The 14,305-nt window shown below is 35.5% G+C and carries 12 protein-coding genes; 5 read left to right on the forward strand and 7 right to left on the reverse strand.

The window, feature by feature from the left end; translation table 11 throughout:
* Nucleotides 1-79 precede the first annotated feature (79 nt).
* The 4 genes from ACODST_RS14700 (at nt 80) to ACODST_RS14715 (ending at nt 4,058) form a co-directional block, all read left to right on the forward strand.
* Nucleotides 80-910: a Cof-type HAD-IIB family hydrolase gene (locus ACODST_RS14700; protein ID WP_488932867.1), complete on the forward strand. Its 831-nt coding sequence runs from the start codon at nt 80-82 to the stop codon at nt 908-910.
* Nucleotides 911-1,080: 170 nt separating this feature from the next.
* Nucleotides 1,081-2,034, forward strand: a complete 954-nt coding sequence (locus ACODST_RS14705) for a phosphoribosylaminoimidazolesuccinocarboxamide synthase (protein ID WP_488932868.1) — start codon at nt 1,081-1,083, stop codon at nt 2,032-2,034.
* Between the two features lie 32 nt (nt 2,035-2,066).
* Nucleotides 2,067-3,200, forward strand: a complete 1,134-nt coding sequence (locus ACODST_RS14710) for a glycoside hydrolase family 26 protein (protein ID WP_488932869.1) — start codon at nt 2,067-2,069, stop codon at nt 3,198-3,200.
* Between the two features lie 471 nt (nt 3,201-3,671).
* A complete protein-coding gene (locus ACODST_RS14715; protein ID WP_488932870.1) occupies nt 3,672-4,058 on the forward strand; it encodes an ankyrin repeat domain-containing protein in 387 nt (128 codons plus the stop codon).
* A 164-nt stretch (nt 4,059-4,222) separates the two neighbouring features.
* Here ACODST_RS14715 and ACODST_RS14720 read toward each other — a convergent pair whose 3' ends face one another.
* The 6 genes from ACODST_RS14720 to ACODST_RS14745 form a co-directional block, all read right to left on the reverse strand.
* Nucleotides 4,223-7,321 (reverse strand): efflux RND transporter permease subunit, encoded by a 3,099-nt coding sequence (locus ACODST_RS14720; protein ID WP_488932871.1) that lies wholly within the window; start codon nt 7,319-7,321, stop codon nt 4,223-4,225.
* A gap of 3 nt (nt 7,322-7,324) precedes the next feature.
* The gene (locus tag ACODST_RS14725) at nt 7,325-8,410 is read right to left on the reverse strand and encodes an efflux RND transporter periplasmic adaptor subunit (protein ID WP_488932872.1); all 1,086 of its coding nucleotides are present in this window, start codon (nt 8,408-8,410) and stop codon (nt 7,325-7,327) included.
* A 12-nt stretch (nt 8,411-8,422) separates the two neighbouring features.
* Nucleotides 8,423-9,670 (reverse strand): TolC family protein, encoded by a 1,248-nt coding sequence (locus ACODST_RS14730; protein ID WP_488932873.1) that lies wholly within the window; start codon nt 9,668-9,670, stop codon nt 8,423-8,425.
* Between the two features lie 87 nt (nt 9,671-9,757).
* Nucleotides 9,758-11,116, reverse strand: coding sequence for a sensor histidine kinase (locus ACODST_RS14735; RefSeq protein ID WP_488932874.1), 1,359 nt, complete (start codon nt 11,114-11,116; stop codon nt 9,758-9,760).
* The gene (locus ACODST_RS14740; RefSeq protein WP_488932875.1) at nt 11,113-11,793 is read right to left on the reverse strand and encodes a response regulator transcription factor; all 681 of its coding nucleotides are present in this window, start codon (nt 11,791-11,793) and stop codon (nt 11,113-11,115) included. The genes ACODST_RS14735 and ACODST_RS14740 overlap by 4 nt, the downstream gene beginning before the upstream one ends.
* Before the next feature lie 60 nt (nt 11,794-11,853).
* Nucleotides 11,854-12,942: a M42 family metallopeptidase gene (locus ACODST_RS14745; RefSeq protein WP_488932876.1), complete on the reverse strand. Its 1,089-nt coding sequence runs from the start codon at nt 12,940-12,942 to the stop codon at nt 11,854-11,856.
* An 81-nt stretch (nt 12,943-13,023) separates the two neighbouring features.
* Between ACODST_RS14745 and ACODST_RS14750 the strand changes: the two genes are divergently transcribed.
* The gene (locus tag ACODST_RS14750) at nt 13,024-13,710 is read left to right on the forward strand and encodes a DUF4294 domain-containing protein (protein WP_488932877.1); all 687 of its coding nucleotides are present in this window, start codon (nt 13,024-13,026) and stop codon (nt 13,708-13,710) included.
* Nucleotides 13,711-13,990: 280 nt separating this feature from the next.
* Here ACODST_RS14750 and ACODST_RS14755 read toward each other — a convergent pair.
* The coding region (locus tag ACODST_RS14755; protein WP_488932878.1) for a hypothetical protein at nt 13,991-14,305 on the reverse strand (315 nt) is incomplete at its 5' end.

Below are 14,305 nucleotides of genomic sequence, written 5' to 3' on the forward strand. Positions count from 1 at the left end.
TGGCTTTCAAAGCTTGTAAACTTTGTCTAAACGGGCGTAATACCTTAAATTTGCCATCATCGCTATTTGATTCTTAAATATGACAAAACTTAAAAATATAAAAGTGGTAGTAAGTGACCTTGACGGCACTTTACTCAATCCACAACACAGAATTTCAGATTATACCAAATCCATTTTTCAAGAACTTCATAATCAGGGTTATTTAATAATTGTAGCTACAGGCCGTCATCATCTGGATGCAATGGCTATTATCGAAACACTAGCAGTGCCCGTTTACCTGGTAAGTTCTAACGGAGGAAGAATTCACTCGCCAAATCAGGAGGAACTTTTTGCCTTTAACTTAGACAGTGATGTGGTTAAAGCAGCATTAAACATAGAAATTGATCCGGATGTTACCGTTGTACTGTTTAAGGAAAATGTATGGCAGACGAATAAATGGAACGAAAGGCTGAATTCTTTTCAGGCTGAATTAAAATACCGTCCGGAATTAGTCGATTATAAAACGATAGAAGACTTTAGAGCTATTAAAATTTTCTTCTCATGCGACAATCATGAAAAACTGGTAAAAGTGAGAGATGCTGTTTTAGCCAATTCTTCAGAACATCTGCATCATGCTTTCAGCTTACCTACTTGTCTGGAGTTTATGGATAAATCTGTGGATAAAGCCGCAGCCATAGCAAAAGTGCTCGAAAAAGAAGGTTTTACGATGGAAGACGCTGTTTCGTTTGGAGATGGTTTTAATGATTTACAAATGTTGTCTGCGACCGGAAAAGGATTAATTATGGGAAATGCCCCTGCTATTTTAAAAGAAGCACTGCCGGATCTGGAAGTAATTAAAACCAATGCCGAAGACGGTGTGGCCAGATATATAGCTTCAAAAATACTCGATAAAGAGTTAGCGGCGAATTAAATTTTGTTTAAAATCATAATCAAATCCCTGAAGAGATTCTCAGGGATTTTTTGTTTTATAAGGATTAAGTAAAACAATATTTCACATTTCTCTATTTATCTGGTTCTTTTCATAGTGTAACTCTGTGAAATAATTTTAAATTTGCATTCATAAAAAACAACACAGCAATAATGAGCAATACAATTACAACCACCAATTTTAATTTCCCAAATCAGAAATCTGTTTACCGCGGAAAAGTTAGAGAAGTTTACAATATCAATGATGAACTTTTGGTAATGGTAGCAACCGACAGACTTTCGGCTTTTGATGTAGTTTTGCCAAAAGGAATTCCGTACAAAGGACAAATCTTAAATCAGATTGCGACTAAGTTTATGGAATTAACACAAGATATTGTTCCAAACTGGCTTATCGCTACTCCGGATCCAAACGTTGCTGTTGGACATTTATGCGAACCTTTTAAAGTGGAAATGGTAATTCGTGGTTATTTGTCCGGACATGCTGCCCGTGAATATGCAGCAGGAAGAAAGCAAATCTGCGGTGTTACGATGGCTGAAGGTTTAAAGGAAAACGATAAATTTCCGGAGCCTATTATTACACCAACCACAAAAGCTGACAATGGTTCTCATGATGAAGATATTTCCCGTGAAGCTATTTTAGAAAAAGGAATTGTTTCTGAAGAAGATTATTTAGTTTTAGAAAAATATACCCGCGCTTTATTTCAAAGAGGAACGGAAATCGCCGCTAAAAGAGGTTTGATTTTGGTAGATACTAAATATGAGTTTGGAAAAACTAAAGAAGGTGTTATTGTTTTAATTGATGAAATTCATACACCGGATTCTTCCCGTTATTTCTATGCTGAAGGTTATGCAGAAAGACAAGCCAAAGGAGAAGAACAGAAACAATTATCAAAAGAATTTGTACGCCGCTGGCTGATTGAAAATGGTTTTCAGGGGCAGGAAGGACAGCAGATTCCTAATATGACAGATGAATATATTGACTCCGTTTCTGAAAGATATATTGAGTTATATGAGAATATTTTAGGAGAAAAATTCGTAAAAGCAGATATTGATAATATTGATCAACGTATTGAAAAAAACGTATTAGAATACCTTGCTTCTAAATAGTACTTTTCGGGTTTAAACTAACTATTTAAACCATGAGCAGTATTACAAATAAAAAAAATGCCTTGTTGTTACTTGTAATGACAGGGCATTTTCTTTTGGCCCAGATTGATAAAAAAGCAACAAAAGAAACAAAGAATTTATATCACAATTTAAAAATCCTTTCTAAAGAACATGTTTTGTTTGGACATCAGCATGCTCTGGAATACGGACATGGCTGGAGCAATGAACCTAATCGTTCTGATGTAAAATCAGTAACAGGTTCTCATCCGGCTGTTGTTGGGATTGATTTCAGTGATTTTTCCGGACGCAGTTCTGAAGAAATAAAAAAAGCGAAAGAGGTTTTAAGAAAAAATGTAATTGATACTTACGAAAGAGGAGGAGTGACCACTGTTTCCTGGCATTTCAATGATCCTGCTTCCGGAGGAGGTTTTTATTGGAAAGACGGAATCTCAACAGCTTCGATGGCACTTATTAAACCGGGAGGCTCTCATCATGAGCAATACAAAAAGATTTTAAAGACTATAGCTGATTTTGCCAGCTCTGTAAAAGCAAATGACGGAAAACTGGCCCCTATGATTTTCAGACCGTTTCATGAGTTTGACGGCGACTGGTTCTGGTGGGGAAAAAGATATACTTCCAGAGAAGATTTTATTACGGTTTGGCGGTTTACGGTTTCATATTTACGGGATACTCTGGGAGTTCACAATTTTATTTATGCTTTTTCTCCGGACAACCGGTTTACTTCACAATCTGAATATCTGGAACGGTATCCGGGAGATGATTTTGTAGATTTATTTGGAATTGACAATTATGGAGATTTTGGACGTGACGGGAAGTATGATTTAGAAGCGGGTTTCAGTAAACTTAAAATAATCTCGGATCTTGCAGTACAAAAGAAAAAACTTGCTGCTTTTACAGAAACAGGTCTGGAATCTATCCCCAATAAAATCTGGTGGACAGAAGTGCTTTTAAAAACTTTAAAAAGAGACAATCTTGAGCTTTGTTATGTTCTGGTATGGCGGAATGACATTTCAAGTCCAACTCATTTTTACGCTCCGTTTCCGGGACAAACAAGTGCTTCGGACTTTATTAACTTTTATAATGACTCTTATACCTGGTTTGAAAATGATCTGAGGAATATTTATAAAAGTAAAATGAAGCTTTAATCCTGTAAAATTACTTCCGGCATCTGTATACAAGAGAAAACTATTTCGTTGTATTTTGAGTTTTTTCCTACTTTTGTAAGATTTTTTGTGTGAAAGTAATTTTCATCATAAATCCACAAAATCTGGTTTATTTTTTTGCTTTTAATGAAAAAATTCTGCCTTTTTTAGACATGTATTTGATGTATAGTTAAAAGCATGAACTATTCTTCATCATTTTTGCCATTTTCTTTCCGGGAAAAATGGAAAAAATATGCGATTTCGTGTAACATTTCTACATTTGCAGCGTCTTTTATAGAGAATTTAAATTTTAGAACACTATTATTTCGAATTTTATAATCAAAGGTTAAGAAATAGTTAAAACAAGGTACTTTGTTATACAATATACTGTTTTTTTATTTACATTTGTACAGAATTAGAAACAATTCATTATCAATCAAAATAGTTATCAATCAATTAAACAACCCAATCATTATGAAAAAATCAGTTATTTCTTTAGGTTTAGCCTTAGTAGCATTTGCAAATGTTTCAATGGCTTCAAACAGTGGATCAGCTGTTAAAAATCAAACTGCAGTATCGGCCGTATATTTTGACGGAACACCTTTAGTAGTGGCAGTAAGTAAAGGAGATATCGAAGTAGTTAAAAAATTTATTGAATATGGTGCAAACGTAAATGAAAAGGCAGATGATATGTCTCCTTTAATGACAGCTGCACGTTACAATAAAGTAGAAATCATCAAAGTTTTGTTAGCAGCCGGAGCTCGTCCATCTGACAAAAATGACAAAGGATATACAGCTTTAAAGTATGCGCAATTATCAAATGCAGCAGAAGCTATTGCTCTTTTGAAAGATTTAAAATAAAAGTTTAAAAAGTTTGAGTTAGTACAAACGGCCTTCTTTGAGCAGAAGGCCGTTTTTTTGTATCCATTTTTAATAGCGTCCTAAAATCAAAAAAGCACCATTATAATAATGATGCTTTTTCTTTCTAAACCAAATTAATCTAACCAAATTAATTTTATTGTGACCTATTCAATAGGGGCGTGTTTTTTACGATTAAATATCCAGAACAAAATAGGGAATACCAGCAAGGTCAGGATAGTGGCTGTTACCAGCCCGCCAATAATAACAATGGCAAGAGGTTTCTGAGATTCTGATCCGATTCCGGTTGAAATTGCTGCGGGCATTAAACCAATCGATGCCATCAAAGCGGTCATCACTACAGCCCTTGTTCTTGCTTTTACACCTCTTAAAATCGATTCTTCAAGGTCAAACTTAGCCTTAAGATTATGATGAAACTCTGAGATAAGAATTACTCCGTTCTGAATACAAATTCCAAGTAAGGCTATAAAACCAACTCCTGCAGAAATCCCGAAATTCATTCCTGTTAAATGCAGTGCTATAATTCCTCCGATAACTGCAAAAGGAACATTAGCTAAAACAAGCAGTGAATCTTTAAAATTTCCGAAAAGGATAAACAGCAATACAAATATTCCAATTAAACTAATAGGAACAACCTGAGCCAGACGGGCACTGGCACGAACCTGATTTTCAAATTCACCTGTCCATCCTGTCGTATATCCCGGAGGTAGTTTAACCTCTGCAACTTTAGATTGTGCTTCGGCAATAGTACTTCCTAAATCCCGGTCACGAACAGAGAATTTTACTCCAATAAAACGCTTGGTGTTATCTCGGTAAATAAATGCCGGTCCGGTAATTGTTTTAATATCACAGATTTCTTTCAATGGAATTTTAGCACCACTAATGGTAGGCACCTTCAATTCTGCCAAATCTTCTTCGTCTTTACGATATTCTTTTGAAAAACGAACACGAACGTCAAATTTCTTTTCATCTTCGTATTTCTGAGTAGCTGTTTTTCCCCCAAAAGCCAATTCAAGAACCGCCTGCGCATCACTTAAAGTTACTCCGTAGGCTGCCATTTTTTCACGGTCCAGAATAACACTAATTTCAGGCTGCCCTACGTTTCTTAGAATTCCAACATCCTTAATACCCGGAATGTCTTTGATTTTTGCCAAAACTTCATTTGATAACTCATCAAGTTTGTCTAAATCGTCGCCATAAATTTTCACTGCATTTGATGCTTTGAAACCTGCTACAGATTCGGCTACGTTATCAATAACCGGTTGAGAATAGTTATAGGTAATTCCCTGATGTACTTTCAGCTTTTCGTCCATCTCATTAATCAGTCCGTCCATCGAAATTTTACGTTTCCATTCTGATTTTGGTTTCAGATCTACCTGAAGCTGAATGAACCCAAATCCGTTTGGATCAGTTCCGTCATTGCTTCGTCCTGTCTGCGACAATACATTTTTTACCTCAGGAAAACTTTCGAGATCTTTTCTGATCATAGCCGCAGTTTTGACACTTTCAGGAAGTGATGTACTCATAGGTAATTCAGCGGTTACCCATAAAGCTCCTTCATTTAACTGAGGCAAAAATTCGGTACCTAAAAAGGAAGCTGAGAAAAAAGCAGCAGCAATTAAGGTTAATGAAATTACTAATGATTTTACTTTATGTTTAAATGTCCAGGCAAAACCTTTTCCAACAATTCTATCCCAAAAGTTCACAAAAGGATTGTTTTTCTCTTTTACATTTTTGTTCAGTAATATATGCGATAAGACCGGAACTAGGGTTAAAGTAAAAAGTAAGGCTCCCATTAAAGCAAAACCTAAAGTATAGGCCAGAGGAGAGAACATTTTTCCTTCTACTTTCTGGAACGAGAATATGGGTAAAAGCGCAGTAATAATAATTAATTTAGAAAAGAATATGGCTTTCCCCATTTCAGTTCCTGTTTTCTTAATAATACTTCCTTTTGCGATTTTATTATAAGCAGTCATTCCTAACTGGTGGGCCCGATGGTCGAGAACAACAAAGAGTCCTTCCACCATTACAACGGCTCCGTCGATGATGATCCCAAAATCGACTGCGCCTAAACTAAGCAGGTTGGCACTCATCCCCATCATTTTTAGACACAGGAAGGCAAATAATAGTGAAAGCGGAATTACAATTGAAACGGTAAAAGTTGTTCTCCAGTCCGCCATAAATAAAAAGACCACACAGGTAACCAATATGATACCTTCAAATAAATTGTGCATTACCGTTTCGGTAGTGAAATTCATCAGATTATCACGATCGTAAAAAGTTTCAATCTTAATATCTTTAGGAAGGATAGTATCGTTTAACTCTTTGATCTTATCTTTAATTAAAGCGAGGGTTTCCTGTGCATTTTCACCTTTTCGCATTACTACAATACCTTCAACAGCGTCATCATTGCTGCCAATTCCCGTTTGTCCAACTCTTGGCATGGCACTTTCGTAAACATCAGCAACATTTTTAACTAATATTGGATTTCCTCCCGCTTCATCTACAATAATATTCTCAATATCGGTTCTGGATTTTAAAAGACCAACTCCGCGAACTACAAAAGCCTGTCCGTTTTTTTCGATAATATCACCACCCACATTTATATTTCCGGCATCTACCGCATTATACACCTGAAGAGGGGTAATATTGTATTTAGCCAGTTTTACAGGGTCGACTCCAACTTCATACGTTTTGGTCTGCCCGCCAAAAACGTTCAAATCAGCAACTCCCGGAACCGCACGTAATTGTTTGTCAATTACCCAGTTTTGATAGGTTAGTAATTCGCGGCTGTCGCGGCTGTTACTTTTAACGATATATCTGAAAATTTCACCAGTTGGGCCATAAGGAGGCTGTACATCTGGTTCTACATCATCCGGAAGTGTAACATTCTTTAAAAGGTTATTTACCTGAAAACGGGCAAAAGTATCATCAACACCATCATCAAAAATAATTTTGATAACCGATAAACCAAACATGGTAATACTGCGTACGCTGGTTTTTTTCTGTACGGAGTTCATTGAAATTTCGATAGGAGTAGTTACAAAACGCTCTACTTCCTCGGCACTCTTACCATTCCATTGTGTAATAATAATAATCTGTGTATTGGTTACATCCGGAAAAGCATCAATGGGCATATTTTTAAAGGAAATGAATCCGGCAACAGCCAAAACTCCCACCCAAAAGAAGGTAAATGCTTTGTTCTTAAGCGAAAAAGCAATTATATTTCGTATGAATTTGTTCATGTCTTAATCGTTTAAAGCGCGATAAATAAATAATTGATTGTTGGTAATGACCTTTTCATTTTCCTTTAAACCGCTCGAAACATAAGTGGTGTCACCTACAACTCTGTAAACGTCTACTTGTCTGGTCTCGATATTATGACGGTCTTTAAAAATCATTACAAAATTTTTACTTTTATCAAAAACGATAGCATTACTTGGTATGGCAATCATTGACTGGTTTTCATTATAGGATAGTTTTATATTAGCATTCATATCTGGTTTTAATAAAAATCCAGGGTTCTGAAGCTTAATACGGGCCTGCATGGCTTTGGTTTCAGGATCTATCACGTTAAATATTTTATCTACTTTTCCTTTAAAGACTTTATCCGGATAACTTAAAGTAGTGACGCTGGCATCTATTCCTAATTTAATTTTGTTGATGTCAATCTCGTTAATGTTGGCCATAGCCCATACTTCACTGATTTCAGCTATGTCAAAAATATTTTCGGAACGGTCTGAACGAAGCAGCATGTCCTGATTAACACTTTTTTGAATAATGAAACCGCTTATAGGTGCTGTTACTTCGTAAATAGAACCCGCTTTAATATTGTAGATTTTATAGGTTTCCTGAATTTTACTCAATTGCGACTGCGCTTTGTTTACTTCAGATTTTGCCTGAAGCACGTCACTTTCAGAATTTAATTTTCCATCAAATAATTCCTGTGCGACCTTCAAATTATTTTTGGCAACCAGCAGATCATTTTTAGCATCTATAGACTGCTTTTCAAAATCGGCTACATCGGTACTTTTTATCGTAGCCAGAACCTGTCCTTTTTTTACATAGTCACCCAGTTCAACATTAACTTTAATTACGTTTCCGCCTACAAGCGGATAAACATCAATCAATTTATTGTTATCGGCTGTAATTTTTCCGTAAAATGTCAATTCGTTTTTTACCACTTGTTTTTCTGCTGGGGCTGTGGTAGTCGATTTCAGCATGCTGTCACTTAGAGAAAAAGAAGTATTGGTTTCAGGATTTTCAACTTCTTTTTTGCAGCTTGTAATTGAAAGGCTCACAATTGCAATTCCTATAATTAGTGTATGTTTCATTATTATTTAGTTTTAAAATAAATCCTTGTTGATGGTACTGTTTAATTCTTCGCCTGATAATGCCAGTTTCTTTTTTAATTCATTTACCTGAATATTGGCCTGATTATAACTTTCCATAAAATCAGTAAATTCGAGTAAGCTGATATTGCGTTTTTGGAAATTGGTTAAGATTCCGTTGTAAACCGCTTCAAAATCGGCATTGACTGTTGGTTTTATCACGGCATAGTTTTTTCGTGATTCATCCCATTTATTCCACGCTGAAGTAATTTCAGTCTGCAGCTGCAGGTCAAAATTTTGTTTTTCTATTTTAGACTGGGCTAATACGGCCTGTGCGTTTTTGATGTTTCCTTTGTTTTTGTTCCAGAGCGGCAATGGAATTCCAACAGAAACATTGGCTTCTTTATTAAAAGCACCACTTCGCTGGTCGTAATTTGCTCCTAAAGTAATATCAGGTATAGAAAGTGATTTCTGCCATTTTACATTCAGTTCGTTTGCTTCAATCTCTTTTTGTTTTGCTAAATAATCTGGACGATTGGTGATGGCATCACTTTCAAATGTTTTTAGATCAAAAGGGATTGTTTTTAAATATTTATTAAAATCATCTTTGGAAACGTCCGGAATTACTGTTTCGGTTGAGTTTAGCAGTAGTCTTAAATTGGCCTGTTCTTCGATACTGTTGTTAACCACTTCCATACGTTCATTTTTGAAGTTTAGATACAATGACTGTAAACGAACGACATCTCTTAGAGGAATATTCCCCTTTTGTGCTTGAATAGAGTATGAATTGATCAGGTCTTCTATGTGAACAAGCTGTTTGTCAGTAATTTCAAGACTTTTACTATTGTAATATACGGTGTAGAAACTTTGTCGTAACTGCAGCTTTAATGTTCTGAGTAAGTCGTTAAACTGAAGTTCTGCCAGTTGTTCATTGGTCTGAGCCAGTTTTACCTCATTACGTTTTTTACCGCCCAGATAAATTAACTGTTCAATTCCAAATGCTTTTTGTCCTTCTTTGCCAATATCAAAAAACTTATCTCTTTCGGGATTATAAGCATTAAGCTCTGCAGTGATTGTGGGATTGTCCCATATTCGGGCCTGGATTGTCATGGCTTTTGCGGCATCAATATTATAATGAGAGGCAAGCAAAAAAAGATTGTTTTTAAGAAACTGGCTCTCACAATCCTGAAGTGTGACGGTTTTTTGAGCCATTACTGCCTGATTAAGGAGTACAAGCAGTAAGAATGCATATAGTTTTCTCATTGTATCTATTTTATTTTATACAAATATGCTATCACCAGACTTTAAGAGGGCTTAAAATCTACCTTAAAATTAGCTTAAAATAAAATATTAATGAAAGAATAATTGGAATAAATTTACTTTTTTCTCTGGTATACTGTAAGTTATGAAAGATTTGTGCAGTGTTAAAATACGATTTACAATACGGAGCCCCAATCCAAAACCGGAAGTTCCTTTAGCATTTTTTCCTCGCATAAAAGGCTGAAAAAGGTCTTGCTGTTCATTTTCGCTTAATGTTTTTCCGGTATTGAAAACCGAAATAACAAGCTGATTGTCCTTGGTACTTATAATAACTTTAGCCTGTTTATTGTCAGAATACACGCAGGCATTTTTCAATACATTGCCAATGGCTATTTCCAGCAGGTTTCTGTTGCCTTTAACTTCCAGTGCCGTATCTAAATTGTCACTTTCTTCCATTTCAAACAAGATAACAAACTCAGGATAACTTTTTTTTAAGTTTTCAATAGCAGAAAAAAGAATTTCATCCATTCTTTGAATCTCAATTTCGCCATTGTTTTTATCATCAATTTTAGATAATATCAACAAGGAATTAATTAATTCTGATAAATGATTCACATCAGTCAAAAGAGTACTTAAGAATGATTTGCCTTTTTCAGAGGTTGACGCATCAGAAATAGTATTTTCGATCTGTGCCGTAATACGGGATAATGGTGTTCTGAGTTCATGTGAAGCATGTGCTGTGAATTCCTTCTGTTTTTGGTAGGACATTTCGATCCGGTCCATCATAAAGTTGAATTCATTGGCAATTAAATCAATTTCGTCTTTGTTACTTTTTGATGCAATGCGGGTATCCAGATTGTTGGCGTTGATGTTCTTTATCTTCTGGTGAAATAAACCTAAAGGGTTCATCGCTTTTTTGACCATAAAAGAAGTTAGCAGCCAGCAGATACAGGTAAAGAATATATAAGATATAATTAAGGTGTATCTTAAAAAAAGAAGTTTTCTTTTGCCATAATCATCTGTTGCCGAAATCAGCGCATAAAAGTCTTTGTCTTTGGTATCATAAAAAACACCATATACTTCATAGTCGCCCTGCTGTTTAAAGAAAGTTTTGTTCTTTTTAAGGTATTTCAAATCTTCAACAGACCAGTTGATTTTAGCGTCGTCAATACTGCTGTAGATAAGTTTGAAATGAGAATCAAAAACTAAGGTTTTTTCGTCATATAACTTGTTGATCGAATTCTGATCAATCATTTTCAGAAGCTGTTCATCAACTTCCTTTACATTAACCAAAAGTTTGATATTGGAAAGTGCTTTTATTTCCAGACGGTCACGGAATTCTTCTTTTCTGAAATTAGAATACAAAACAAATATCACTGTAGAAGCCAGTCCAAAAAGAATGGTAAACAGTAAGCTTACAAGCAGTGATATCCGGTTTTTTAATGTCATTCCTGATTGCTTAAATAATAGCCGTAGCCAATTTTAGTGCGGATAAGCTTTATTTCCTGGTCTTTATCAATTTTCTTACGCAGAAAATTAATATAAACTTCTATTGTATTCTGATTCGTTTCTATATGATAATCCCAAAGTTTTTCGGCAATAAATTGTTTCGATAAAACTTTTCCTTTAGCATGAGCCAGAATTAAAATCAGTTTAAACTCTTTAGGAGTCAGTTTAATTTCTTCGCCTGAGCGAAAAACTTTCATTTCTTCTTCCAGAATTTCCAAATCTTCTATTAGAATTTTCTTTTCAGTCTGCTGCGGAATTTCTTTTCGTCTCATCAAGGAAGAAATTCGGGCATGCAGTTCTTCAAAATGAAAAGGTTTTACCAGATAATCATCGGCGCCATTATCAAAAGAAGCCAGTTTATCTTCAATTTCGCTAAAGGCAGTCAGCATAATAATAGGTGTTTTTTTATCGACTTCCCGAATACCTTTACAAACGTCGATTCCGTTTGTTCCGGGAACGTTTATATCAAGGATTATCAAATCGTATTCGTACGGGAAGTATTTTTTTAATAGTAATGAACCGTCATAATAAGGTACACACTCGAATTCTTTAGTAGTGAAGAATGCTGAGATTTCTTTCGATAAAGTAAAATCGTCTTCGAGTAGTAAAATTTTCATGTATTGTTTGTTTATAATTTCGGCTGTTATTTAAACAGCCGAAACCATGGTTTTGTATGTTTAACCGAAATAAGAAAAAGACTGATTGTTTTCGATTTTCAATAAAGATTCATAAATAAGTTTAATCACGTTTTCTACATCTTCTTTATGCACCATTTCTACAGTGGTGTGCATATAACGTAAAGGAAGCGAAATCAAAGCCGATGCCACACCGCCGTTACTGTATGCAAATGCATCTGTATCGGTTCCGGTTGCTCTGGAAGTAGCGTGACGCTGAAACGGAATTTTGTTTTCTTCGGCTGTATCAACAATTAAATCACGAAGTTTATTCTGAATAGCAGGAGAATAAGCAATTACCGGGCCTTTCCCCATTTTTAAATCACCTTCTACCTTTTTATCAATCATTGGGGTATTTGTGTCGTGACATACATCGGTTACGATAGCAACATGAGGTTTAATGGTATGTGCGATCATTTCTGCACCGCGAAGACCAATTTCTTCCTGGACTGAATTCACGATATACAAACCAAAGGGAAGCGTTTTTTTATTTTCATGCAGTAAACGGGCTACTTCGGCAATCATAAAACCACCCATTCTGTTGTCGATAGCACGGCAGACAAATTTGTTTTCATTTAAAATCATAAATTCATCAGGGTAAGTTATTACACATCCTACATGAACCCCCATTGCTTCCACTTGTTCTTTATTTTCACAGCCCAGATCAATAAAGATATTACTTAGTTTAGGAACTTCTTCCTTGTCGCGTAAACGGGTATGGATAGCGGGCCATCCAAAAACACCTTTTACAATTCCGTTTTTAGTATGGATATTTACTCTTTTTGATGGTGCTATCTGATGATCTGAACCTCCATTTCTGATTACGTATAATAAACCGTCATCAGTAATGTAGTTTACATACCAGGAAATTTCATCGGCATGACCTTCAATTACTACTTTAAAAGGAGCATCAGGATTAATAACGCCAACTGCTGTACCATATGTATCGGTAATAAAAGTATCTACATAAGGTTTTAAATAATTCATCCAGAGTTTTTGTCCTTCACTCTCATATCCGGTAGGGGAAGCGTTATTTAGATAGCTTTCCAGAAAAGTTACAGAAGTATCATTTAAGATTGATTTTGTACTCATAAAAATATTTTTGTGCTAATTTATAAATTTGGTATCAGAGTTGTGTATAAATATATAATTTTACATTTAAATTAAGACTCTATGAGATTTACCTGCTGTATTTTATTTTTATTATTGATTGCTGGTTCAGTCCAGGCCCAAGTAACTCCAAAAGAAAACCAGGAAATGGGCTATATACTCACCGAACATGATTCTATTCTTAATGATACTATTCAGTTACCGGAGATTATCATCTCAAAAGGAGAGAGGATGAGTGCCGAAGAAATGAAGCAGTTTCAAATCCTGCAAAACAGAGTTTATAAAACCTATCCCTATGCTAAACTGGCTGCAGACAGACTGACAGCATTAAATGCGGGTATGGCACGATTAAAAACTAACCGTGAAAAAAAGAAATACTTTAAAATTGTAGAAGATTACCTTAATAATGAGTTTGAAGACCGACTCAAAAAGCTTTCCAGAAAACAAGGACAGATTCTTGTTAAGCTGGTTCACCGCCAGACCGGAAATACGACTTACGAATTAATTAAAAATCTAAAAAGCGGATTTAAGGCTTTCGTGTCCAATACAACTGCGAATTTGTTTGATATAAGCCTGAAGACAGAATATAAACCGTATGAGGTGAATGAAGACTATTTAATAGAAACGATTTTGGTCAGGGCTTTTGAATCTGGCCGTTTAGCAAATCAGAAAGCAGCATCTCCTGTTAACTATGATGATCTAATGAGTCACTGGGAAACAAAAGCAAAAGAGATTAATAAAAAGGAGTGATGCAGGATAACAGCTTACTATCAAATAATCCTTAAAATCTATAAATATATTAAGGTAAATAAAATCCAACTGTTACCATATATATAAGATTGTCAAACCCGACAGGTTTTCAAAACCTGCCGGGTTTGTTTTTATACGTACATATATAATAGTGTAATTAATCAAATTGTAGTTTTTTCGTAGAGACGCACCGCAGTGCGTCTAATGTGTAACAAGGACATGAGGGATGAGATTTTAAGACAATGTGATTGGAACTTGAAATTTCAGTTTTGTATTTTAATTAGGAGCTTAATCCCGCTATCCGCTTCACACGAGCGATCGCGAACTGACGAAGTAATCTTTTTGTGGTGAACCCCACCACAAAAAGGATTTTCGCTGCTATCGGGGCTAGGGGAGTTGTTTTCAGAAGAAATTTGGAGGAAAGAAGCGAGTTTTGAGAAGAACCAAAGGGAGTGAAAAGAGAAAATCTTGGCGTCTTTGCGCCTTTGCGAGAGCAAAAACAGCAGAAAAAGAGACTTTGCGCCTTAGTGTCTTTGCGGTAAACCACCCCAGGAAACAGCAAAACAAAGAAAAACCCCACAGGAATATAAAAAAC

This window comes from Flavobacterium sp. FG19, from assembly GCF_057809475.1.